The organism is Mycobacterium sp. NTMscope_MAC_269 (assembly GCF_976985695.1).
Genome location: NZ_OZ335668.1, coordinates 4,078,573 through 4,099,115 on the forward strand (window position 1 = coordinate 4,078,573; position 20,543 = coordinate 4,099,115).

At 69.2% G+C, this 20,543-nt stretch carries 22 protein-coding genes; 5 read left to right on the top strand and 17 right to left on the bottom strand.

From position 1 onward, the window contains the following. Positions 1-15: 15 nt before the first annotated feature. The 9 genes from ACZ50Z_RS19265 to ACZ50Z_RS19305 form a co-directional block, all read right to left on the bottom strand. Positions 16-1,104, bottom strand: a complete 1,089-nt coding sequence (locus tag ACZ50Z_RS19265) for a lysophospholipid acyltransferase family protein (RefSeq protein WP_464484963.1) — start codon at positions 1,102-1,104, stop codon at positions 16-18. Further along, positions 1,086-2,213, bottom strand: coding sequence for an SDR family oxidoreductase (locus tag ACZ50Z_RS19270; protein WP_464484964.1), 1,128 nt, complete (start codon positions 2,211-2,213; stop codon positions 1,086-1,088). Before ACZ50Z_RS19270 ends, ACZ50Z_RS19265 begins: the two co-directional genes overlap by 19 nt. Positions 2,214-2,321: 108 nt before the next feature. After that, positions 2,322-2,423 (bottom strand): 30S ribosomal protein bS22, encoded by a 102-nt coding sequence (locus ACZ50Z_RS19275; RefSeq protein WP_003402602.1) that lies wholly within the window; start codon positions 2,421-2,423, stop codon positions 2,322-2,324. 147 nt (positions 2,424-2,570) lie between these two features. Next, positions 2,571-2,828 carry a cell division/environmental response transcriptional regulator gene (locus tag ACZ50Z_RS19280; protein WP_464484965.1) on the bottom strand — a complete coding sequence of 86 codons (258 nt, stop codon included), beginning with the start codon at positions 2,826-2,828 and terminating at the stop codon, positions 2,571-2,573. Positions 2,829-2,967: 139 nt separating this feature from the next. Then, positions 2,968-3,843, bottom strand: a complete 876-nt coding sequence (proC, locus tag ACZ50Z_RS19285; RefSeq protein ID WP_464484966.1) for a pyrroline-5-carboxylate reductase — start codon at positions 3,841-3,843, stop codon at positions 2,968-2,970. 27 nt (positions 3,844-3,870) lie between these two features. Continuing rightward, positions 3,871-4,707 (bottom strand): thioesterase family protein, encoded by an 837-nt coding sequence (locus ACZ50Z_RS19290; protein ID WP_464484967.1) that lies wholly within the window; start codon positions 4,705-4,707, stop codon positions 3,871-3,873. Between the two features lie 25 nt (positions 4,708-4,732). After that, a complete protein-coding gene (locus tag ACZ50Z_RS19295; RefSeq protein WP_464484968.1) occupies positions 4,733-5,575 on the bottom strand; it encodes a sugar phosphate isomerase/epimerase family protein in 843 nt (280 codons plus the stop codon). 15 nt (positions 5,576-5,590) lie between these two features. Next, positions 5,591-6,547 (bottom strand): hypothetical protein, encoded by a 957-nt coding sequence (locus ACZ50Z_RS19300; RefSeq protein ID WP_464484969.1) that lies wholly within the window; start codon positions 6,545-6,547, stop codon positions 5,591-5,593. Continuing rightward, entirely contained in the window at positions 6,544-7,560 is a 1,017-nt protein-coding gene (locus tag ACZ50Z_RS19305; RefSeq protein WP_464484970.1) for a Ppx/GppA family phosphatase, read from the bottom strand. The genes ACZ50Z_RS19300 and ACZ50Z_RS19305 overlap by 4 nt, the downstream gene beginning before the upstream one ends. A gap of 119 nt (positions 7,561-7,679) precedes the next feature. Between ACZ50Z_RS19305 and ACZ50Z_RS19310 the strand changes: the two genes are divergently transcribed. Next, the gene (locus ACZ50Z_RS19310) at positions 7,680-8,483 is read left to right on the top strand and encodes a DUF3109 family protein (RefSeq protein ID WP_464484971.1); all 804 of its coding nucleotides are present in this window, start codon (positions 7,680-7,682) and stop codon (positions 8,481-8,483) included. A gap of 3 nt (positions 8,484-8,486) precedes the next feature. On the opposite strand, the gene regX is transcribed toward ACZ50Z_RS19310, so the two are convergent. The 6 genes from regX to ACZ50Z_RS19340 all read right to left on the bottom strand — a co-directional run bounded on the left by regX (position 8,487) and on the right by ACZ50Z_RS19340 (position 14,545). Beyond that, positions 8,487-9,170: a two-component sensory transduction protein RegX gene (regX, locus tag ACZ50Z_RS19315; protein WP_464484972.1), complete on the bottom strand. Its 684-nt coding sequence runs from the start codon at positions 9,168-9,170 to the stop codon at positions 8,487-8,489. 49 nt (positions 9,171-9,219) lie between these two features. Beyond that, on the bottom strand, positions 9,220-10,449 hold the full coding sequence (locus ACZ50Z_RS19320; RefSeq protein ID WP_464484973.1) for a sensor histidine kinase: 1,230 nt from the start codon (positions 10,447-10,449) through the stop codon (positions 9,220-9,222). Positions 10,450-10,605: 156 nt separating this feature from the next. Continuing rightward, on the bottom strand, positions 10,606-11,355 hold the full coding sequence (locus ACZ50Z_RS19325; protein ID WP_464484974.1) for a phosphoglyceromutase: 750 nt from the start codon (positions 11,353-11,355) through the stop codon (positions 10,606-10,608). A 95-nt stretch (positions 11,356-11,450) separates the two neighbouring features. Beyond that, positions 11,451-11,969 (bottom strand): type III secretion system chaperone family protein, encoded by a 519-nt coding sequence (locus ACZ50Z_RS19330; protein WP_464484975.1) that lies wholly within the window; start codon positions 11,967-11,969, stop codon positions 11,451-11,453. Continuing rightward, complete coding sequence (gene mshA, locus ACZ50Z_RS19335; protein ID WP_464484976.1) at positions 11,966-13,240, bottom strand: D-inositol-3-phosphate glycosyltransferase; 1,275 nt, start codon at positions 13,238-13,240, stop codon at positions 11,966-11,968. The genes ACZ50Z_RS19330 and mshA overlap by 4 nt, the downstream gene beginning before the upstream one ends. A gap of 54 nt (positions 13,241-13,294) precedes the next feature. Further along, entirely contained in the window at positions 13,295-14,545 is a 1,251-nt protein-coding gene (locus tag ACZ50Z_RS19340; RefSeq protein ID WP_464486319.1) for an ROK family protein, read from the bottom strand. Between the two features lie 259 nt (positions 14,546-14,804). On the opposite strand from ACZ50Z_RS19340, the gene ACZ50Z_RS19345 reads away from it, so the two are divergent. Further along, the gene (locus ACZ50Z_RS19345) at positions 14,805-15,554 is read left to right on the top strand and encodes an SDR family oxidoreductase (RefSeq protein WP_464484977.1); all 750 of its coding nucleotides are present in this window, start codon (positions 14,805-14,807) and stop codon (positions 15,552-15,554) included. Here the strand turns inward: ACZ50Z_RS19345 and ACZ50Z_RS19350 are convergent. Both ACZ50Z_RS19350 and ACZ50Z_RS19355 read right to left on the bottom strand, forming a co-directional pair. Continuing rightward, positions 15,538-16,872 carry a L,D-transpeptidase gene (locus ACZ50Z_RS19350; protein WP_464484978.1) on the bottom strand — a complete coding sequence of 445 codons (1,335 nt, stop codon included), beginning with the start codon at positions 16,870-16,872 and terminating at the stop codon, positions 15,538-15,540. The genes ACZ50Z_RS19345 and ACZ50Z_RS19350 overlap by 17 nt on opposite strands. A 71-nt stretch (positions 16,873-16,943) precedes the next feature. Beyond that, the gene (locus tag ACZ50Z_RS19355) at positions 16,944-18,071 is read right to left on the bottom strand and encodes a UDP-N-acetylmuramate dehydrogenase (protein ID WP_464484979.1); all 1,128 of its coding nucleotides are present in this window, start codon (positions 18,069-18,071) and stop codon (positions 16,944-16,946) included. 26 nt (positions 18,072-18,097) lie between these two features. Here ACZ50Z_RS19355 and ACZ50Z_RS19360 point away from each other — a divergent pair, with 26 nt between their 5' ends. The 3 genes from ACZ50Z_RS19360 to ACZ50Z_RS19370 are packed head-to-tail and all read left to right on the top strand — an operon-like array spanning position 18,098 to position 20,537. Continuing rightward, positions 18,098-18,622, top strand: a complete 525-nt coding sequence (locus ACZ50Z_RS19360; protein ID WP_464484980.1) for a DUF2505 domain-containing protein — start codon at positions 18,098-18,100, stop codon at positions 18,620-18,622. 35 nt (positions 18,623-18,657) lie between these two features. Next, positions 18,658-19,485, top strand: coding sequence for a carbon-nitrogen hydrolase family protein (locus ACZ50Z_RS19365; RefSeq protein ID WP_464484981.1), 828 nt, complete (start codon positions 18,658-18,660; stop codon positions 19,483-19,485). Then, a complete protein-coding gene (locus ACZ50Z_RS19370; RefSeq protein WP_464484982.1) occupies positions 19,482-20,537 on the top strand; it encodes an LmeA family phospholipid-binding protein in 1,056 nt (351 codons plus the stop codon). The genes ACZ50Z_RS19365 and ACZ50Z_RS19370 overlap by 4 nt, the downstream gene beginning before the upstream one ends. Positions 20,538-20,543 lie beyond the last annotated feature (6 nt).

The following is a 20,543-nucleotide window of genomic DNA, read 5'->3' on the forward strand; positions in this document are numbered from 1 at the left end:
CTTTTGGGCGAAGACTCAGCCGAAGAAGATGTTGCGGCGGCCGGCAAGCAACCGGTACAGCGTCTGCTGGATGGTCTCGCGCACCTGATCGGTCAGCTCGAAGGTGACCATCGGGTCGTCGGCGTCGGAGGCCGCATAGTCGTCGGTGTAGATCGGCTCACCGAACGCGATGTGCCATTTCGACGGCAGCGGCACCAGGCCCATGGGCCCGGCCAACGGGAACAGCGGCGTGATCGGGAAGTACGGCAGCCCGAACAGCCGCGCCAGCAGCTTGACGTCGGTCAGCATCGGGTAAATCTCTTCGGAACCGATGATCGAGCACGGGATGATCGGCGCCTTGGTCCGCAGCGCGGCGGTGACGAATCCGCCGCGGCCGAAGCGCTGCAGCCGGTAGCGGTCCTCGAAACGCTTCCCCAGCCCCTTGTAGCCCTCGGGGAACACGGCGGTGAGCTCGCCGGCGGCGAGCAGCCGGTGCGCGTCCGTCGTGCAGGCCATGGTGTGGCCGGCCTTGCGGGCCGCCTCGCCCACCACGGGCAGGTCGAACACCATGTCGGCGGCGAGCAGCCGCAGCTCGCGCTGCGCTGGATGCTCGTCGTGCACGGCCACCGACAGCATCAGCCCGTCGAACGGCAGCACCCCGGCGTGATTGGCGACCACCAGCGCGGCGCCGTCGGCGGGCAGGTTCTCGATGCCGCTCACCTCGACCCGGAACCAGGACCGGAAGAACACCCGCAGCAACGGCCGGACGATCGCGCTGTTGAAGTGCGGATCGAAGCCGAACTCGTCGACGCTGTAGTCGCCCGTCAGCCGCTGGCGCAGGAATCCGGCGACGGACGCGACGCGCTGCGCCAGCTCATTCAGCGGCGCCTCGCCGGACGTGGCCCCCGCACCGCGACGGTGCTCGTCGATTTCGCGAACCACCGCGGCGATCTGCTCCGCCGACGCGCGCCCGCGCGGATCGGTCAGGAAGGATGGGTGCTGGCGGGCCGACTCGGTTCGTTGGTCGGCTCTCCGGCGCGCTGCTACCCGGCCCCGATTCGTGTGCAGTGGAATGACATTCGCTCTGGATTCACCCGCCACGATACCTACCTGACCCCACCCCACGGAATTGGATTTCGGCTACCCCAGCGCTGAGCTAGAGATATGGCGCGACCTTCCAAGGAGCGTACCCGATGTGGGTCGATTATGGGAGTCAGGCCTCGGCCGCGAACGTAGTCGTCGAAGGCCTCCGCCGTCGTCCATTTCGGCTGGTAGTCGAGTTCTGAGCGCATCCGGCTGGTGTCCATGACGCGGCCGTAACTCAAATAATCAAACTGATCGCGACTGATCTCGTTGTAGCGGTTGGCGCGGCGCAACGAGTCGAGGGCCCAAACACCGAAACCCGGTACGGGCAAAGGGATCCGGCCCGCGCGACGGATCGCCTGCGACAGCATGATGATGCCGTCGGCGCCGATGTTGAACGTTCCCGCCTTGCCGGCCATGGCCGCGCGCTCCAGGGCGCCGAGTGCGTCCTGCTCGTGCAGCAGTTGCAGCCGGGCGTCGCGGCCGAACATCGTCGGCACCAAAGGCCCGGCGAGATAACGCGACAGCGTGGTGTCCATCGCCGGGCCGATCATGTTGGCCAGCCGCAAGATCGTCACGGCGATGTCGGGCCGGCGCCGTCCCAATCCGCGCGCATAGGCTTCGATGTCGAGGCTGTCCTTGGCGAAACCGTCGCGGAAGGGCCGCCGGCTGGTGCTGTCTTCGGTGAACATCACCGGATCGTGGGCGCTCGAGCCGTACACCTCCGACGTCGACTTGAGCACCACGCGGCGCACCGAGGGCGCCTTCTGGCAGGCAGCGAACAACTGCATCGCGCCCATCACGTTGATCTCTTTGAGCGCCGCGGTGCCGCCGGAGCGGGGCGCGTACGACGCGGCCGCCGCGTGCACCACCGTGTCGACATCGCCGTTGCGAATTACCTTGGCAATGAAGGGATTACGGATGTCGGCGCGGACGAATTCGGCGCGCCCCATCCGGCGCAGCATGTCCTTGCTGGGGGCTATCGCGTCCACCGCGATGACCCCTTTGATCATCGGGTTCTGCGCGAGCCGAGCGGTCAGGTAGCCGCCCAGAAACCGGCAGGCACCGGTGACAAGGACGATTTTGGGGTAATGCGCCGCGCTGCCGGTGGTGTCGTCCGACCCGGTGTTCTCCCCATTCGACGCATCCACCCAGACAGCCTAGCGGTCGGTGAGACGGCCGCACTATGGCGCGTTGCGACCAGTTACGGCCTTTTTACGGTGGCCTTATGACGGCCTTAGGAAGGCCGCCAGCGGGGGTTACTTGCCGAGTTTTCTGCGCTGCACCCGGGTGCGACGCAGCAGCTTGCGGTGCTTCTTTTTCGACATACGCTTGCGCCGCTTCTTGATTACTGAACCCATGAACTCCGCTATCTAGACCGAGACCTGCTTCAAAGATTGGACCCGGTCACTTTACCCAGCCCGACGCACCCAACGCCAAACCGGCGTCGCCTGATCGCCGCCCGGCCGCGAAGCCAGGTGCCGCCCGCGAGCGGCCACCGGTTCAGGTCAGCCGGCGTCGAAGTAGGACGTCTCCAGCATGTCGTGGACGGCCTTGGCGTGCACCCGGAAGGACCGACCCACCCGGACCGCGGGTAGTTCGCCGTTGTGCACCAACCGGTAGACCGTCATCTTGGAGACCCGCATCAGCGCCGCCACCTCGGCGACGGTGAGGAATTGCGCCCTGCCCTGCTGGCCATCGACGGAACTGGTGTCCCGTGGCTTACCTGCAGAATCTCGCGTTGATGGCCCATTCGTAGACGTCATCGCTACCCAATCGTGTCAGGCACGCGCATGCCAGCGGCTTCCCCTCCGCTGGCACCCACACGTGCTTACAAAGAGGAGAATAGCGGGACTGATGGGGTTACTGGTACTGGTGGGGGACAATCAGTTCAAAAATCTTGGATTACTCTGATGTAATTCTTAGCTGCTCAGAGCGCATTTTGGCGGCCTGAACCGCTGCGTCGACGGCCGCTCGCAGGCCCCCCCGTTCCAGTTCGCGCAGGGCCGCGGCCGTGGTGCCGCCGGGCGAGGTCACGGTCGCCCGCAGCTGCGTCGCCGTGGCGTCCACGCGCGCCCCGGGCGCCTCGGCCTCGCCGCGCCGGCGATCGGCGTCCATGCGTTCCAGCAGCATCGCCGCCGCGCCGGCCATGGTCTGCGCGGTCAGGTCGCCGGCCACCTCGCGGCTCAGGCCCGCGGCGACGCCGGCATCCACGAGGGCCTCGACCATCAGGAAGAAATACGCCGGCCCCGAGCCCGACAGCGCGGTGACGGCGTCCATTTGGCCCTCGGGAACGCTCAGCACCCCGCCGACTGAGTCGAACAGGGCCGAGACCCCCTCGAGCTGCGGCGGGGTGACGAACCTGCCCTTGGCCAGGGCCGTGACCCCGGCGCCGACCAGCGCCGCCGTGTTCGGCATGGCCCGCACCACCGGCGTCCCGGCCGGGAGTTTGGATTCGAAGTAGCCGATGGTGACACCGGCCGCGACGGTGACGAACACCTGCTCGGCGGTGTCGCTTTCCGCCGCGGCGGCCGCCCGCGCGACCTCCGCCATCACCGATTCGACGTCGGCGGGCTTCACCGCGACCACGACGAACGACGCGTTTTCCACCGCCTCGGCCACCGAGGTGATCAGCACCGAATAGGTGTCGGCCAGATACTTGGCGCGCTCGGGCACCCGCTCGACCACCACGAGGTCCTTGACCTGCCGGCCCGCGCGCAGCAGACCCGACAGCAGTGCCTCCCCGATGCTGCCGCCACCGACGATCGCGATTCTTGCCATGCCGGACAGCATCGCAGACACCACCCGCTAGCGAGCGGCAGGGACCAACGCCAGCTGGCGAGCCTGGACCACCAGGCGCCCCAGGCTGTCGACGACCGTGTGGTCCTCGTCGAACCAGTCGTGCCCGATCTCGGTGCAGGTCGCGATGATGCGCAGCCAGCCGTCGGCGGGCAGCCCCCGCAGAAACGCGGTCAGCTGGATCGTGGGCGCCCAACCGGTGCGGTCCACCGCGAAGGTCACCGGCGCCGACAGATCGCCGCACATGAGCGCAAACAGCGCGTCCGGGGCCACACCGCGGGGGCGCGCCCACATCTGGATCACCGGCGGGCGCCCGTCGGCGCGGGCCTGCATCGTCGACAACACCGGCCGCACGTCGCAGCCCTCGCCCAGGTGCACCAGGCCGGCCAGCGGATGCCCCGGGCCGATCGGCTCGATGTCATCGGGCGGTTCGGGCGCCATCAGGTCGGCCACCGGGTTGGCCGACAGCAACGGCTGCACCGGACCGTCGGGCGGAAAGTGTTCGGGCTCGCCGAGGTTGACCACGGCGTGCACCGCGGTGCGGTCGCCTTGGGTGAGTTCGACGTCGACGACGCTGATCCGGCGGCCGCGCTTGCGGATCGACGTGACCAACTGCACCGGGCCCGGATCGGGCGCCCACAGGAAGCTCGCCGACACCGCGACCGGTTCCAGTGCCGGCCCGCCCGACGGACCGCCGCAGGCGGTGCGCGCGGCGTTGGCGCACAGCGCCAGCATCGCCCCTCCGTGCACCTTGGGACCGATGGTCCAGCGCTTGTCGAGTTCTCCTTCGTAGACGCCTGAACCGGCCTCCCGCAACGACATTGCGGTGGTGAATAACGCGTTCATGGACTTTCGCGGGTCTCCTGGATGATCAGCGCAGCAGATGCGTGCGGGCGAACTGCAGCGACTCGGCGAGCATGGCTTCGCGCTCGTTGGCTGAACGCGCGCCGGACGTCGACACCTCCAGGATGACGTGCCCGGCGAAATGGCTGCCGGCCAGCATCTGGCACAGCTCCACGGTGGGCTGCGTGCCGCGCCCCGGCACCAGGTGCTCGTCGGCGGGCAGGCCGTTGCCGTCGCACAGGTGCAGATGGACCAGCCCCGCTCCCATCCGTTGCGCCATGTCCAGCGAGTCCGTGCCCGCGGTCGCGGTGTGGGATAGGTCCAGCGTGTAGTGGGCATGGTTGCCGTCGAGCGGGTCGTAGGAGGGCGCGAACGCCGAGATCGCCGGGCCGGGGCCGCCGCCGCGTCGGCGCATCCGTTCCAGCGACTGACCGGCACCGAAGAGCCGGTCCGCGCGGAACGGGAACATGTTTTCCACCGCGACCATCACGTCGCTCGACGCTTCAAGTTTCGCCACCTGCTCGCTGAACCCCTCGGCATAGCGCCGCTGCCAGCGGAACGGCGGATGCACGACGACGGTCTGCGCGCCCAGCTGTTCGGCGACGCGCACGCTGCGGTCCAGCTTGGGGATCGGGTTGGGGCCCCACACCCGCTGCGAGATCAGCAGGCACGGCGCGTGCACCGACAACACGGGGACGCGATAGCGCCGCGACAGCTTCTTGACGGCCGCGACGTCCTGGCTCGCCGACTCGGCCCAGACCATCAACTCGACGCCGTCGTACCCCAGCCGGGCCGCGTACTCGAACGCGGCCTCGGCCCGCAACGGGTACACCGAAGCCGTCGAGAGGCCGACTTTGATGGCTGGGCGCACTGTATGTGGGCGCCGCTAGCCCGACTGCAACGACAGCGCCAGGGGCCCCAGGGTGATCAGCGCACCCACCGCGACCGCGATCAACGTGCTGGCGATGTCCTCGGTTTTGCGGACCACCCGCACCCCGACCACCAGGCCGAGGATGACCAGCACCGAGAGCACCAACGCCACGATGCTGTTCCAGCGCCACAGTTGGTCGAAGGCCACGAACAACCCGCCGCCGAACGCGACGGCCAGGATCGACTGCAACACCACCACGGCGCCGCGCCACAGCGCGTCGAGCCTGCCCTCCGCCGGGTGAGCGTCTTCCGCGCCCTCGCCCTCGAGGTGCTCCTCGTCGCCGAGCAATCCGGCGCTCAGCGACCCCGCGGCGTCCTCTTGCTCCAGGTCCTCCTCCAGCGAGTCCGAGGACCGCAGGTAGGAGCGCACGTAGGCCGAGTCCTCCAGCGCGGGTTCGGCTTCGCGAACGTCGGAGTCCATCACGTCCACGGGGATGTCGGCGTAGTGGTCCATCGGGTCAGGGCTCATGTCCTCGGCACCCGAGGGTTCCCCGGGCTTGGCGGTCCCGTTGGCCAGCGGCCGGGGGTATGCGCTGCGCTCGGGGCCCGGTACCCGCCTGGGCTGCGGCGGCGACTTGGGCCAGCGGGGCTCGGGTTCGGACCAGTAGGCGGTTTTGGGCTTGCCTTCGGTGGCCGGCTCGGCGGGGGCCTCGGCGGCGTTCTCGACGGGGGATTCGGCGGGTTCGACGGCCTCGATCGTGTCGGTAGCGCCGTGTTCGGCGTCGTCGTCGTCACGGATCACCGGGATTTCGCCGGTGAGCTCGGCGACGGTCACCGCGTCGCTGTCACCGCGGCGACGGCGGCGCCGCCGGGTGACCGCCGGGGCGCCGATGGTGCCGTTTCTGGCCAGCAATTCGGCCACCGAGATCGGCCGAGTGCCGGCGCTCTCGGTCTCGGAGTGCGGTCCGGTCATGGTTTGTCGCCTCTCGATCGGTTCTGATTCCGATCAACTACCTGACCTCCAGCATTACGCACCGCCGGGCCCACGAGGGCGGTTCCGTCGGCTTCGCTGTCGAGTTTGCGCAGAATGAGACCTTCCCGTAATGCCCACGGGCAAATATCCACCGATTCGATCGACAGCGCTCGCATGCTCGCCTCCGCCACCAGCGCACCCGCCACGATCTGCGGCGCGCGCTCGGCGCTCACCCCTTCCAGCTCCGCCCGGTCAGCGGTCGTCATCCTAGAGATGAAAGATATGAGTTGCCTGAGGCCGTTAGCTGTCAGCGTCCTCTTGACCCGCGGCCCGGCGCCCGACGGGGCCGCGCCGGTGAGCCGCGCCAGCGAGCGGAACGTCTTCGACGACGCCACCGCCAGGTCGGGACCGCCAACGTCGAGGATCTTCGCGCTGGCGTCGGCGAGTTCGGCGTCCAGCCAATCCCGCAGCATCGCCACCCGGCGCCGCCCGGGCGGATCGTCGGGCAACCATTCGCGGGTCAGTCGGCCGGCGCCCAGCGGCAGCGACATCGCGATCTCGGGCTCCTCGTCCAGGCCGCTGGACATCTCCAGCGAGCCGCCGCCGATGTCGAGGTTGATGATCCGTCCCGCGCTCCACCCGTACCAGCGGCGCACCGCCAAAAAGGTCAGCCGCGACTCATCGACGCCGGTCAGCACCCGCAGCTCGACGCCGGTCTCCTTGCGCACCCGGCTCAGTACGTCCTCGGAATTACCGGCCTCCCGGACCGCGGAGGTGGCGAAGGCCATCAGCTCCTCGCAGCCCGAACTGTCGGCGATCTTGGCGAATTCGTCGATCGTGGAGATCAGCTTCTCGGCACCGCGTTTGGTGATCTTGCCGGCGCTGTCGGTGGCCTCGGCCAGCCGCAGCGTGGCCTTCGTCGAACTCATCGGCGTCGGATGACCGCCCCGGTGGGCATCGACCACCAGGAGATGCACCGTGTTGCTGCCCACGTCGAGAACGCCCAATCGCACGTAGACAACCTAACGGGGCGTTGCCGGCACGGTCTTGCGCGACCCGGTTAACCCGCCGTGATCACGGCCATACGGGCCGCGAGTGTCAGCGGCCCGGCTGCGCCGAAATGTGGTCTAACGTGGACTCCGTGGCGAATTCGCACCCAGAACCCGGACAGTCGGGCAACGAGGTCGAGCTGGATTTCGCCCGCGAATGGGTGGAGTTCTACGACCCCGACAACCCCGAGCACCTGATCGCCGCCGACCTGACCTGGCTGCTCTCGCGGTGGACGTGCGTCTTCGGCACGCCCGCCTGCCAGGGCACGGTGGAGGGCCGCCCGGACGACGGGTGTTGCTCGCACGGCGCGTTCCTGTCCGACGACGACGACCGCGCCCGCCTGGACGACGCGGTGAAAAAGCTGACCGCTGCCGATTGGCAGTATCGCGAAAAAGGCTTGGGCCGCAAGGGATATCTGGAGCTCGACGAGCATGAGGGCCAGCCGCAGTACCGCACCCGCAAGCACAAGGACGCGTGCATTTTCCTGAACCGGCCCGGTTTCGCGGGCGGCGTCGGCTGCGCGCTGCACAGCAAGGCACTCAAGCTCGGCGTGCCGCCGCTGACCATGAAGCCGGATGTCTGCTGGCAGTTGCCGATCCGCCGCAGCCAGGAGTGGGTGACCCGGCCCGACGGCACCGAGATCCTCAAGACCTGGGTCACCGAGTACGACCGCCGCGGCTGGGGTTCCGGGGGCGCCGACCTGCACTGGTATTGCACCGGCGACCCGGCCGCTCATGTCGGCGCCAAGCAGGTGTGGGAAAGCCTGGCCGACGAACTCACCGAGCTGCTGGGCAGCAAGGCCTATGCGGAGCTGGCCGCAATGTGCAAGCGCCGCAGCAAGTTAGGGCTCATCGCGGTGCACCCGGCGACTCGCATCGCCGAGTAGCGGCTAGCCTTCCAGCTTGTAGCCCAGGCCCCGCACCGTCACCAGGTGCACCGGGTTGGCCGGGTCGGCTTCGATCTTGGAGCGCAGGCGCTTGACGTGGACGTCGAGCGTCTTGGTGTCGCCGACGTAGTCCGCACCCCACACCCGGTCGATCAGCTGCCCACGGGTCAGCACCCGACCGCTGTTGCGCATCAGGTACTCGAGCAAGTCGAATTCCTTGAGCGGCAACGTAATCGCGTCGCCGTTGACGGACACGACGTGGCGTTCGACATCCATCCGCACCGGGCCCGACTCGAGCACGCCATCGCTGATCTCGGAGTCGTCGTCACCGCCGCGGCGCAACACCGCCCGGATCCGCGCGATCAGCTCACGCGCCGAATAGGGTTTGGTCACGTAGTCGTCGGCGCCGAGTTCGAGACCCACGACCTTGTCGATCTCGCTGTCCCGGGCAGTCACCATGATCACCGGCACGCTGGAACGGGCGCGCAGTTGCTTGCAGACGTCGGTGCCCGACATTCCGGGCAGCATCAGGTCGAGCAGGACGATGTCGGCGCCGGCCCGATCGAACTCGGCGAGCGCGGCCGTCCCGTCGGTCACCACGGTGGCCTCAAAGCCCTCCTTGCGGAGCAGGAACGCCAGCGGATCGGCCAGCGACTCCTCGTCCTCCACAATCAGCACGCTTGTCATGGGCGCGATTCCTCCTCATCGCTGCGCTCTGCATCGTCGTACGCGCTTGTCATCGACTTAGTTCTTCCTCTCGTTGGGACCGGCTGGGCCGCACGTCGCGGCCCTGCGGTTGCTCGGCTTCACCCTCGTCTCGAGGAGACGGCTTGGCCGCCGGAATGGACAGGGTGAATGTCGACCCGGTTCCGGGCTTGCTCCACACGCCGATGGTGCCGTTGTGGTTGGCCGCGACGTGTTTGACGATGGCCAGGCCCAGCCCGCTGCCGCCGGTCGCCCGTGAACGCGCCTTGTCACCGCGGAAGAAGCGCTCGAAGACCCGCTCCTGGTCTTCCAGGGCGATCCCGATGCCGCGGTCCGTGACGGCGATCTCGATGTTCTCGCCGCGGCGGCGGCGGCTGATCGACACCGGCGAACCCGGCGGCGAATAGGCGATGGCGTTGGACACCAGGTTGGCCAGCGCGGTGATCAACAGCGTTTCGTCGCCGAGCACCCGCAAACCGCTGGGGGTGTCGGTGCGGACCTCGATGTTGGTGTTGTCGGCCGCCACCTTGTGGCGCGAAATCGCTTCGCTCACAACGTTATCGACGTCGACGTCGACGACGTTGGGCAGCGGTTCGGCGCCCTGCAGCCGGGACAGCTCGATCAGCTCGGCGACCATGTCCCCCAGGCGGTTGGCTTCGACGAGCACCTTTTCGGCGAACCGCCGCACGGTTTCGGAGTCGTCGGCCGAGGCCAGCAGGGCCTCGGCAAGCAGGGCCATCGCGCCCACCGGGGTCTTGAGCTCGTGGCTCACATTGGCCACGAAGTCGCGCCGGGTCGCTTCCATTCGCGCATAGTCGGACTGATCGTGGGCGAAGACCACGGCGAACCGGCGGTCCTCTTCGCTGAGCAGTCGGGCCTGCCCGTGCACCGAGAGCCCGGACCGGGCGCCCGTGCGTTTCGACGGCTGTAGGTCGAATTCGACGTCGACGCCGGTCAGCGCCTGCTGTGCCGCCTCCCAGGCCTGGTCATCGAGCTGGCGGTCGCGCACCAGGCCCAGCTCCTTGGCCCGGTTGTTGAGATAGACGACGTCGCGGTGGACGTCCACCACCGCCGCGCCCACCGGCATCAGCGCCACGATGCATTCGAGCATCTGCCCGACGGTGATCCCGGTCCATTCGGTGCTCACCCGCTGGCGGCGCTGCACCGCGTGCGGGGACAGCTTCGCCCCGACCGCAACGCCTGCGGCCAGTGCCAGCACGGACAACACCCCGGCCAGCAACAGCGCCGAGAACACAGTCACATAGCAAATCCTACAAATCTTCCTGAACGCTGCCCTAGCAGAACGAGGCCAAAATCGGACAAGTCACACCTTGCGTCACAGGTGTTCCGCTCCCGTTCACGTGATGTTTGGCTAACGGGGCCGTTCGCGCACCGATTTGCGCCGGGGCGCCAAACCTCAGCCGCGCCCCTGGCCGGCGACCGCGGCGGCGCCGGCGGCGGCGGCTTCGGGGTCCAGGTAGGTGCCGCCGGGCACCCGGGGCCGCAGGTGGGCGTCCAGGTCGTAGCGCAGCGGGATGCCGGTCGGGATGTTCAGGCCCACGATGTCGTCGTCGGACATCTGATCAAGGTGCTTGACCAGGGCCCGCAGCGAGTTGCCGTGCGCGACGATCAGCACCGTCTTGCCGCTGCGCAGGTCCGGGACGACGACGTCGGTGAAATAAGGCAGGAAGCGGACGACCACGTCGGCGAGGCACTCGGTCAGCGGGCCGCCGCCGATGTCGGAGTAGCGGGGATCGGCGTCCTGGCTGTAGGTGCTGCCCTTCTCGATCGGCGGGGGCGGCGTGTCGTAGCTGCGTCGCCAGGTCATGAACTGGTCGTCGCCGTAGCGCGCCTTGGTCTCGGCCTTGTCCAGGCCCTGCAGCGCCCCGTAATGGCGTTCGTTGAGCCGCCACGTGCGCCGCACCGGAATCCAGAGCCGGTCGGCGGCGTCCAGCGCCAGGTGGGCGGTGGAGATGGCCCGGCGCAGCAGCGACGTGTAGACGACGTCGGGCAACAGATCGTGTTCGGTGAGCAGCTCGCCGCTGCGCACCGCCTCGGTGCGGCCCTTGTCGGTCAGCCCGACATCGACCCAACCGGTGAAGAGATTCAGCGAGTTCCATTCGCTTTCGCCGTGGCGGAGCAGGACCAGCGTGGCAGAGTCACCCATGCCGGTTAGTCTCTCACGCACCCGAAAAGACGCGCCGAGCGTAACCGCACTGCGAGATCCGGCCCGGATTTTCGCTGTGTGGTTACGCTCGCGGGTTAGTCATCGTCCTCGTCGTCGATCAAATGAGCGAAGGCCTCCAGGTTCTTCAGCGACTCGCCGCGCGACACCCGCCACTCCCACTCTTTCTGGATCGACGAGCGAAAACCCAACTCCAGCAACGTATTAAAGTCCGAGTCCACCGCTTCGAGCACCTGTCCAAGCACTCGGTCGATCTCGTCGGCGTCCACCGACGGCAGCGACATGCGGCCCACCAGGTAGATGTCGCCGACGTTGTCCAGCGTGTAGGCCACCCCGTAGAGCCGGCGATTGCGCTTGAGCAGGAAGCGGTAGACGCCCTCGTGGTTCTCGTCCGGCTTGCGGCACACGAACGCCTCGACCCGCACCGAATGCTCGCCGACGCTCAGGATGGTGTTGGTCTTGAGCTTGCGTTCGCCGGGCAGTTCCACCACCAAGCCCGGCGGACCGCCATGTGCGCCAGCGTGTTTCGAGTAGGTCAGCCCGCTCGCCTGCAGGGCGTCCTCGATCACCCGCGACACGTCGTCGGAGGAACTCACGCGCCCACCCCGCGGCGTTCGGCCGTGTACTCGCGGATCGCGCGGCCATAGCTGGCCAGCAGCGCATCGGTGGTGTGATCCCAGGAGAACGTCGCCGCGTGCGCGGTTGCCGCGCGGCCCATCTCCTCGGCCGTCTTCGCGGGCCGGCGCAGTAGCCCGTCCAGGGCGGCCACCCACCGGTCGACGTCGTGCCCGGCGACCAGCGTGCCGGTGACGCCGTCGCGCACGGCCACCGGCAGCCCGCCGACCGCGGCCGCCGCCACCGGTGTGCCGCACGCCTGCGCCTCGAGGGCGACCAGGCCGAATGACTCCGAATAGCTGGGAACCGCAACAACATTCGCGGCCTGGAACAAGGTGGCCAGGTTCGGCCGGGATTGCGGGGGCAGGAAGGTCACCCGCGCGGTGATGCCCAGTTCGTCGGCCAGCCGGGCCAGCCCGTCCGGGGACGCCAGGCCGCTGCCCGACGGTCCGCCCGCCACCACGATCCGCACCCCCGGCAGCTTCGCGGCGGCACGCAACACGATGTCGGGCGCCTTGAGCGGCTGGATCCGGCCGACGAACGCCACGATGTGTTCGTCGGGCGGCAGCCCCAGCGCGGCCCGGGCGGCCCGACGGTCGCCGGGCCGGAACACCTCGAGGTCCACGCCGGGGTGGACGACATCGATCCTCGCCGGGTCGGCGCGGTGAATCGAGATCAGCTGCCTGGCCTCGTCATCGGTGTTCACGATCAGCCGGTCCGCCTCGTCGACGACCTGCTGCTCCCCCACCGTGCGCAGCGGCGGTTCGGGCGAGTCGCCCTCGGCCAGCGCCGCGTTCTTGACCGCGGCCAGGGTGTGCGCGGTGTGCACCAGCGGCACCGCCCAGCGGTCGCGCGCCAGCCAGCCGACCTGCCCGGACAGCCAGTAGTGCGAGTGCACGATGTCGTAGTAGCCCGGCTCGTGGGACGCCTCGGCGCGCAACACCCCGGCCGCGAACGCGCACAGCTGGGTGGGCAGGTCGTATTTGTCCAGCCCTTCGAACGGCCCCGCCACCACGTTGCGGACCAGCACCCCCGGCGCCACCCGCGCGACCGGCGGGTCGGCGGACGCGGTCGCCCGGGTGAAGATCTCCACCTCGATGCCGCGGCGCGCCAGATGCAACGCGGTCTGCAGCACATAGACGTTCATGCCGCCCGCGTCACCGGTGCCGGGCTGGGCCAGTGGGGAGGTGTGGACCGCCAACACTGCGACGCGGCGCGGTTCGTTCAGCCGGAAAACGTCATCGTGCCGCACCCTGTCATCTTTACAGGACGGCTCGCCGGGGCCCGCAAGCGCGCACGACACGCGTCAGTCGGACGACTCGTCCCGGGTGACCTCGTGCAGCCGGGCGTCCAGCGCGCCGGCCCGCCGCATCGCACCCAGCGGGTCGGCGTAGAGCCCGGACAGTGACACGGTCCCCGCGCCGGCCTCCTGCACCCGGTTGCCGAAGGCGGTCAGGCGGATGTCGCGCGGCCCCAGCACGGAGCGGGCGGCGAACGCCGCCTCCACCTGCTCCATCGCCTCGGGATATTCGGTGAATGCCTGTCCGCCGACCACCAGTTCGTCGGGGTTGAGCATGTCGCGCAGCAACGCCACCGCCTCGCCCAGCACCCGGCCCCGCTCGGCGAGCAGGCCCTTGGCCTGCTGGTTGCCGGCCCGCGCCACCCGCAACAGGTCGGCGATCCCGGTGGCGGGCCCGCTGGTGCGGTTAGCCGGGGCGAACGGCAGGATGCGCTGCTGGCGCGCGGCGGCCACCACGGCTTCGTCGCTGACGGTGGATTCCAGCGCTCCGGTGCCGCCCAGCAGTTCGGAGTGCGCGGGCAGGCTCGCGATGGTGCCCGGGCCGCTGGACGGGCAGTGCACCCGCCCGCCGATCACCAGCGCATAGCCCACGGTCTCGCGCGCGTAGACGTACAAGCTGGTCGGCGAGCTGGGCAGGAACCTCCGCATGCCCAGGAGCAGCTCGGCCCCGGCCATGGCGTCCACGTGCGAGGCCACCGAGACCGGCAGGCCGAGCGCGTCGGCCAGCACCTGTCCGACCGGCGCCTGCCGCCAGCCCAGCCGCGGGTGGTCCACCTGGCCGGTGCCGCCGTCGACGGTGCCACCGATGGCGACCCCCACCCACAGCGGCCGCCGCCGATGCCAACGCCGCAGGTACCGCCGGGCGCTGTCGGCCAGCGACGCCAGCGCGGGCCCGGCCGGGTTACGCGGCGTCGGGGTCTCGACCGTGTCGAGGGTGCGGCCGAACAGGTCGGTGGCCACGATGCTGGTGGTGCGCGCACCGATGTGGATGCCCAGCGTCACGAACGGCTCGTGGTTGACCTCCACCGGCACGCGCGGGCGGCCGATCGCGCCGGAGACCGCCAGGTCGGCGCGCTCCCGCAGCAGGCCCGCCCCCAGCAGCGCGATGACCTGACGGTTGACCGTCGCGATGCTCAGCGAGGTGACGCCGGCGATGACGTCACGGCCGACGGGCCCGCGCAGCCGGACGGCCCGGAAGACCGAAGCCGCCGCGGAGTCGGGGATGTGCAAGGCCGGCGGCACGATCTGGCGGCGCACCGCGCGGTGACCCTTTTGGCCCGAGTAGCCGACGACGCGACTAGGCGAAAGATGGGTATGGGTGAGGGTATTGGTAGACACGAGCGTCCTTTGTCCGATTTTTGCTGGCCGTCTCGGCCACACCTGGCATGAGGTCAGGAGCGGCAAAATGCGCAGCAACAACACGCACCCGCCGCGCACAGACACGCGGCGGTGGTGATGTCGGACAGGGCGCTGTGAAGCACACGGAAAATTTAGCACGTTCACTAAGGTTGTTTCGATGGTTAAAACTGGCAGGAATGAACGCGTCGCGCTGATCACGGGAGCCAGCTCCGGAATTGGCGCGGCGACCGCCCGAACCCTGGCTGCACAGGGCTTTCACGTCGTCGCGGTGGCGCGCCGGGCCGACCGGATCCATGACCTGGCCAAGGAGATCGGCGGCACCGCGATTGTGGCCGATGTCACAGACGACGCCTCCGTCGACGAGTTGGCGGGCAAGCTGAGCGGCGTCGACGTGCTGGTCAACAACGCCGGCGGCGCCCGCGGGCTCGAACCTGTCAGCGATTCCGACCTCGAACACTGGCGCTGGATGTGGGAGACCAACGTGATCGGCACGCTGCGGGTCACCCGCGCGTTGCTGCCCAAGCTGATCGAGTCCGGCGACGGGCTGATCGTCACCGTCACTTCCGTTGCGGCACTTGAGGTTTACGACGGCGGCGCGGGCTATACGGCGGCCAAACACGGCCAGGGGGCACTGCACCGCACGCTGCGGGGCGAGCTCCTGGGCAAGCCGGTGCGGCTGACCGAGATCGCCCCGGGCGCCGTCGAAACAGAATTCTCGCTGGTGCGCTTCGACGGCGACCAACAGCGCGCGGACGCCGTCTACACCGGCATCACCCCGTTGGCGGCGGCCGACGTGGCCGAGGTGATCGGGTTCGTCGCCTCGCGCCCGGCCCACGTCGATCTGGACCTGATCGTGATGAAGCCGCGCGACCAGGCGTCGGCCAGCCGCTTTAACCGCCGGGCGTAGCCGGACCGGTCGTGGCGGGTGTCGTCGTGGTCGGGGTGCCCGAGAGGGTCGGCGCGTTCGACGGCGTCACCGGTGCGGTGACCGGGATCTGCGTCGACGGCGGGCGCGCGGTGGGCGGCGGCAACGCCGACATGGCCACCCAGGTGTCCCAGTCCACCGCCCAGTCCCAGATGTCGCCGTCGGAGTAGGACAGCTGGATCGAGCTACCGGTCACTTCGACCGGGTCGCCGTACATCGCCGTCTGGTAGTACTGCTCGGCGTCGTTCGTGGACAGGTTGATGCAGCCGTTGGTGACGTTGGTGTTGCCCTGCGCGCCGGCGCTGGCCGGGTTGGCGTGGATGAACTCGCCGTTGTTGGAGATCCGCACCGCCCAGCGCTCGTGGATGTGGTTGTAGCCGGCCGCCGGGTTGGACATGTAGAAGTCGGCGTACTTCTCGCTGACCACGTGGATGCCGTTGCGGGTGACGTTGCGCGCCTTGTCGGCTTCGCCGTAGCTGCACGGGAAGTCCATGATGACCCCCTCGTCCCGGACCACCTGGATGCGGTGCGACGAGACTTCGGCCTTCACCACCTGCCGGCGGCCGATCGCGATGTTCAGCGAGATGTCCTCGGCGCCGTACGCGCTGTCACCGAACGGCAGGCCGTACAGCTTGGCTTCGACGCTGACCGTGGTGCCCGCGGGGTAGTACTCGCGGGTGCGCCAGTGCGCGCGGGCGCCGGCCGCCTCGTCGGGCAGCCAGGCCCAACTGCCCTCGACGGGCGGATTCGTCGTGACGGTGAGCGCCCTTTCGACGGCGGCCTTGTCGGTGATGGGGGCGTCGAACTGCAGGATGATCGGCGCCGCGACGCCGACGGTCTGGCCGTCGGCCAGCTGGAACGCCCCGCCGATCCTTTTGCTGGGCGAGACCGTGGTGAACTTGCCCGCGACCGGGACCGCCTTGCCGTCGTGCCCGACGGCCGAGCCGCTCCAGGTGTAGGTCGTGTCATAGCCGAGAGGCTCGGAGGTCGTGTAGACGGTCCGGTCCTGGTTGAACGCTCCGGTGACGGCCTTGCCCGACGAATTCGACAGCGTGACGTGCTGGAACCATCCATCGCTCACCTGGACGCTGACCGGGGCGATCGGCACCACGTTCTGGGTGGCGTCCGCGGGCTGGTACTTCAGCTGCAGCGACGGCTGCTCTTTCTTTTCCGCCTGTTTCGCCGAGGTGCCGCCGCAGGCGGCCAACGCGTTGGGGGCGAGCACGCCGAGCCCGAGGGTCGCCAAAGCCACGCGCCGGTTGAACGGCCGCGGGGCGCGGGACGGGGTCACGAAAATCAAAGATACCGGGGAAAATCCGCCGGCCCGGCCACGACAAAACGGGGCCCGGCACGCGTCGGCAGATTTTCCAGCTACAGCCTGCACCCCAGCAGGACGGGCTCGGGAACCAGTGTGACACCAAACACAGCCCGGACGCCGTCGCGGACGGCGCGGGCCAGCGCGATCACGTCCTCGGCGCTGGCGCCGCCGCGGTTGGTCAGCGCCAACGCGTGCTTGGTGGACAGCCGGCAGGGCGCTTCGCGACCGGCCGGTTCCGGCTGCGGGTAGCCCTTGCCGAAGCCGGACCTCTCCACCAGCCAGCCGGCGGCCAGCTTGACGCCGCCGGGCGCCGGATAGTTCGGGACGGGCCCTTGGAGATCCCCGACGGTCGCGGCCAGCCGCTCGTAGACGTCCGGGGACACGACCGGGTTGGTGAAGAACGAACCCACGCTCCAGGTGTCGTGATCGGCCGGGTCGAGCACCATGCCCTTGCGCGCCCGCAGGGCCAGCACCGCGTCGCGCACCGCCCGCGGGTCGGCACGCTCGCCGCTGTCCACGCCCAGCGCGTCCGCCAGCTCCCCGTAGCGCAGTGGCGCGCTGCGCCCCGAGGCGTCCAGCGCGAATTCGACTTCCAGTACGACGGAAGGGATTTCGAACCCCGTGGCGCCACCGCGTTTGAACACGCTGGTGCGGTAGCCGAAGCCCAGCTCGCCGCCGGGCACCCAGCGCACCTCGCCGCTGCCGCGATCGAGCACGCGGACCCGGGTGATGGTGTCGGAGACCTCGGCGCCGTAGGCCCCGACGTTCTGCACCGGCGTGGCCCCGGCCGAGCCGGGGATGCCGGACAGGCATTCCAGCCCGCCGAGGCCGTGCTCGATGGCGGTGACCACGACGTCGTCCCACACCGCGCCCGCCTGGGCGCGGACCAGGTTGCCGTCGACCGTGATGCCGTCGTTGGCCAGCCGCACCGCGGTCAGGTCCGTGCCCGTGTCGGAGATCACCAGGTTAGAGCCGCCGGCGAACACCAGCACCGGGCCGCCTTGCCCGGCGCGCGTTTCGGCGTCCAGGTGACCCAGCGTGGCGACGACCTGGTCGCTGTTCGTGCAGGTGACGAGGCGCCGTGCGATCGGTCCGACCCGTAGCGTCGTCAGCGGCGCCAGTGGCACCGATTCGGCCACCGACGCGCCGGCGAACACCGAACCGGCACCGCTGGATTTCATGGCCCGTAACGGTAGCCTGACCTGCTATGCCGCGTTCATTCGACTTGTCGGCCGACTACGACGGCAGCGTTGACGAGGTGCACCGGGCCTTCACCGATGCGGACTATTGGCGGGCCAGGCTGGCCGGGTCCGGGGTCGACATCGCCACGCTGGAGTCGATGCGGGTCGGCGGGGAGTCCGGCGTCGACGACACCGTCGAGGTCGTCACGCTGCAGGTGATCCGCAGCGACAAGCTGCCGGGCATGGTCACGCAGTTGCACAGCGGCGACCTGCGCATCCGGCGCGAGGAGACGTGGGGGCCGGTGACCGGCGGGGCCGCGACGGGTTCGGTCTCGGGCTCGATCGTGGATGCGCCCGTGAACCTCGAGGGCACCGCCGTCCTGGAGCCGATCGGCGGGGCCGGTGGGGCCCGCCTGACGTTCCGGGCCACCGTCCACGTGCGCGTCCCGATCATCGGCGGCAAGTTGGAGAACATCATCGGCGCCCGCCTGGCCGAACTGATCGCCGCAGAACAGCGCTTCACCACGGAGTGGATCGCCAAAACGGCCTGAGCGCCTGATCGTCGGCACGCTCTAAGCTGGCCTTCATGCGAATCGCCCTGGCGCAGATCCTCAGCGGCACCGATCCCGCAGCAAATCTACAGCTGGTGCGCGACTACACCCGCCGCGCCGCCGACGCCGGCGCGAAGCTGGTGGTGTTCCCCGAGGCCACCATGTGCCGGTTCGGCGTCCCGCTGGGCCCGATCGCCGAGCCGATCGACGGCGCCTGGGCAGACGCGGTGCGCAGCATCGCCGCCGAATCGACGATCACCGTCGTCGCCGGCATGTTCACCCCGGCAGGCGACGGGCGGGTGAAAAACACGCTGCTCGCGGCAGGCCCGGACGAGTCCGGCGCCCACTACGACAAGATCCACCTCTACGACGCGTTCGGGTTCACCGAATCGCGCACGGTCGCGCCGGGACACGAGCCGGTGGTGATCACGGTCGACGGCGTCGGGGTCGGGTTGACCGTTTGCTACGACATCCGTTTCCCCGAGCTCTACACCGAACTGGCCCGCCGCGGCGCCCAGGTGATCGCGGTCTGCGCGTCCTGGGGCGCGGGCCCGGGCAAACTCGACCAGTGGACGCTGCTGGCGCGCGCCCGCGCGCTCGACTCGATGAGCTACGTCGCCGCCGCCGGGCAGGCGGACCCCGGTGCCGCGCAGGCGGAATCCGGATCGGGCGCACCGACCGGGGTCGGGGGAAGCCTGGTCGCTTCACCACTCGGGGAGGTCGTCGCGTCGGCCGGTGCGGAGCCCCGGCTCGTGGTGGCCGACGTCGACGTCGACCGGGTCGCCGAGGCGCGCAAAGCCATCGCAGTCCTCAGCAACCGCTCGGCCTTTGCTCAGGTTGATAGGGCAGAATCGGTACGGTGACGAACCCACAAGGACCCCCGAACCAGGACCCGTCGAAGTGGGCCCGTCCCGCCAACCAGGGACCGTTCGGCCAGCCCCCCACGGAACGCCCGACCGAACGGATCAGCACCGGCGGCCCAGGTCAGATGCCCCCACCACCCCCGCCGCCGCATACCCAGGCTCCTCCCCCGCCGGGACAGACCGAGCGATTCGGGACGCCCGAGCCGAACATGCAGCAACGCGGCTACCCGCCCCCGCCCACCCCACCCGCCGGTCCGACGGAGCGGCTTTCCGCCCAGCCCGGCGAGGACGCCACGGCGGGGAAGAAGAAGCGCCGCTTCGGTCGCGACCCGGTGTCGGTCCTGCTGATCTTCGTCATCGTGTTCGCGCTGATCATCGCCGGGCTCATCGGAGCCGAGCTGTACGTGCGCCACGTCGCTGACACCAAGGTCGCCGAGGCGGTGGCCTGTGAGGTCAAGGACCAGGCGACCGCGTCCTTCGGGGTGACGCCACTGATGCTGTGGCAGCAGGCGACCAAGCACTACACCAACATCTCGGTGCAGACGGCCGGCAACAACATCCGCGACGCCAAGGGCATGAAGCTCTCGCTCAACATCAACGACGTCCGGATCAAGGACACGGCCAACTCGAAGGGCACCATCGGCTCGCTGGACGCCACCATCAGCTGGACGAGTGACGGCATCAAGGAGTCAGTGCAGAACGCGATCCCGGTGCTGGGCCCGTTCGTCACCAACACCGTGACCACCCATCCCGCCGACGGCACCGTCGAGCTGAAGGGCATGCTGGACAACATCACCGCCAAGCCGGTGGTGGACGGCACCGGCCTGAAGCTGCAGATCGTCAGCTTCAACGCGCTCGGGTTCACCATGCCCAAGGAATCCGTGCAGTCGACGCTGGACGACTTCACCTCGAACCTGACCAAGAACTACCCGCTGGGCATCCACGCCGACAGCGTGCAGGTCACCGACAAGGGTGTGACCAGCCACTTCTCGACGCGCAACGCCAGCATTCCCGCCGGCGACAACAACAATCCCTGCTTCGCGAATCTCTGACGGTTC

What these genes read in the sequence shown, in the direction of transcription:
- ACZ50Z_RS19275 (WP_003402602.1), bottom strand. Translation starts at nt 2,423, where the DNA reads ATGGGTTCAGTAATCAAGAAGCGGCGCAAGCGTATGTCGAAAAAGAAG.
- ACZ50Z_RS19280 (WP_464484965.1), bottom strand. Translation starts at nt 2,828, where the DNA reads ATGACGTCTACGAATGGGCCATCAACGCGAGATTCTGCAGGTAAGCCA.
- proC (WP_464484966.1), bottom strand. Translation starts at nt 3,843, where the DNA reads ATGGCAAGAATCGCGATCGTCGGTGGCGGCAGCATCGGGGAGGCACTG.
- ACZ50Z_RS19290 (WP_464484967.1), bottom strand. Translation starts at nt 4,707, where the DNA reads ATGAACGCGTTATTCACCACCGCAATGTCGTTGCGGGAGGCCGGTTCA.
- ACZ50Z_RS19300 (WP_464484969.1), bottom strand. Translation starts at nt 6,547, where the DNA reads ATGACCGGACCGCACTCCGAGACCGAGAGCGCCGGCACTCGGCCGATC.
- regX (WP_464484972.1), bottom strand. Translation starts at nt 9,170, where the DNA reads ATGACAAGCGTGCTGATTGTGGAGGACGAGGAGTCGCTGGCCGATCCG.
- ACZ50Z_RS19325 (WP_464484974.1), bottom strand. Translation starts at nt 11,355, where the DNA reads ATGGGTGACTCTGCCACGCTGGTCCTGCTCCGCCACGGCGAAAGCGAA.
- ACZ50Z_RS19345 (WP_464484977.1), top strand. Translation starts at nt 14,805, where the DNA reads ATGGTTAAAACTGGCAGGAATGAACGCGTCGCGCTGATCACGGGAGCC.
- ACZ50Z_RS19355 (WP_464484979.1), bottom strand. Translation starts at nt 18,071, where the DNA reads ATGAAATCCAGCGGTGCCGGTTCGGTGTTCGCCGGCGCGTCGGTGGCC.
- ACZ50Z_RS19360 (WP_464484980.1), top strand. Translation starts at nt 18,098, where the DNA reads ATGCCGCGTTCATTCGACTTGTCGGCCGACTACGACGGCAGCGTTGAC.
- ACZ50Z_RS19365 (WP_464484981.1), top strand. Translation starts at nt 18,658, where the DNA reads ATGCGAATCGCCCTGGCGCAGATCCTCAGCGGCACCGATCCCGCAGCA.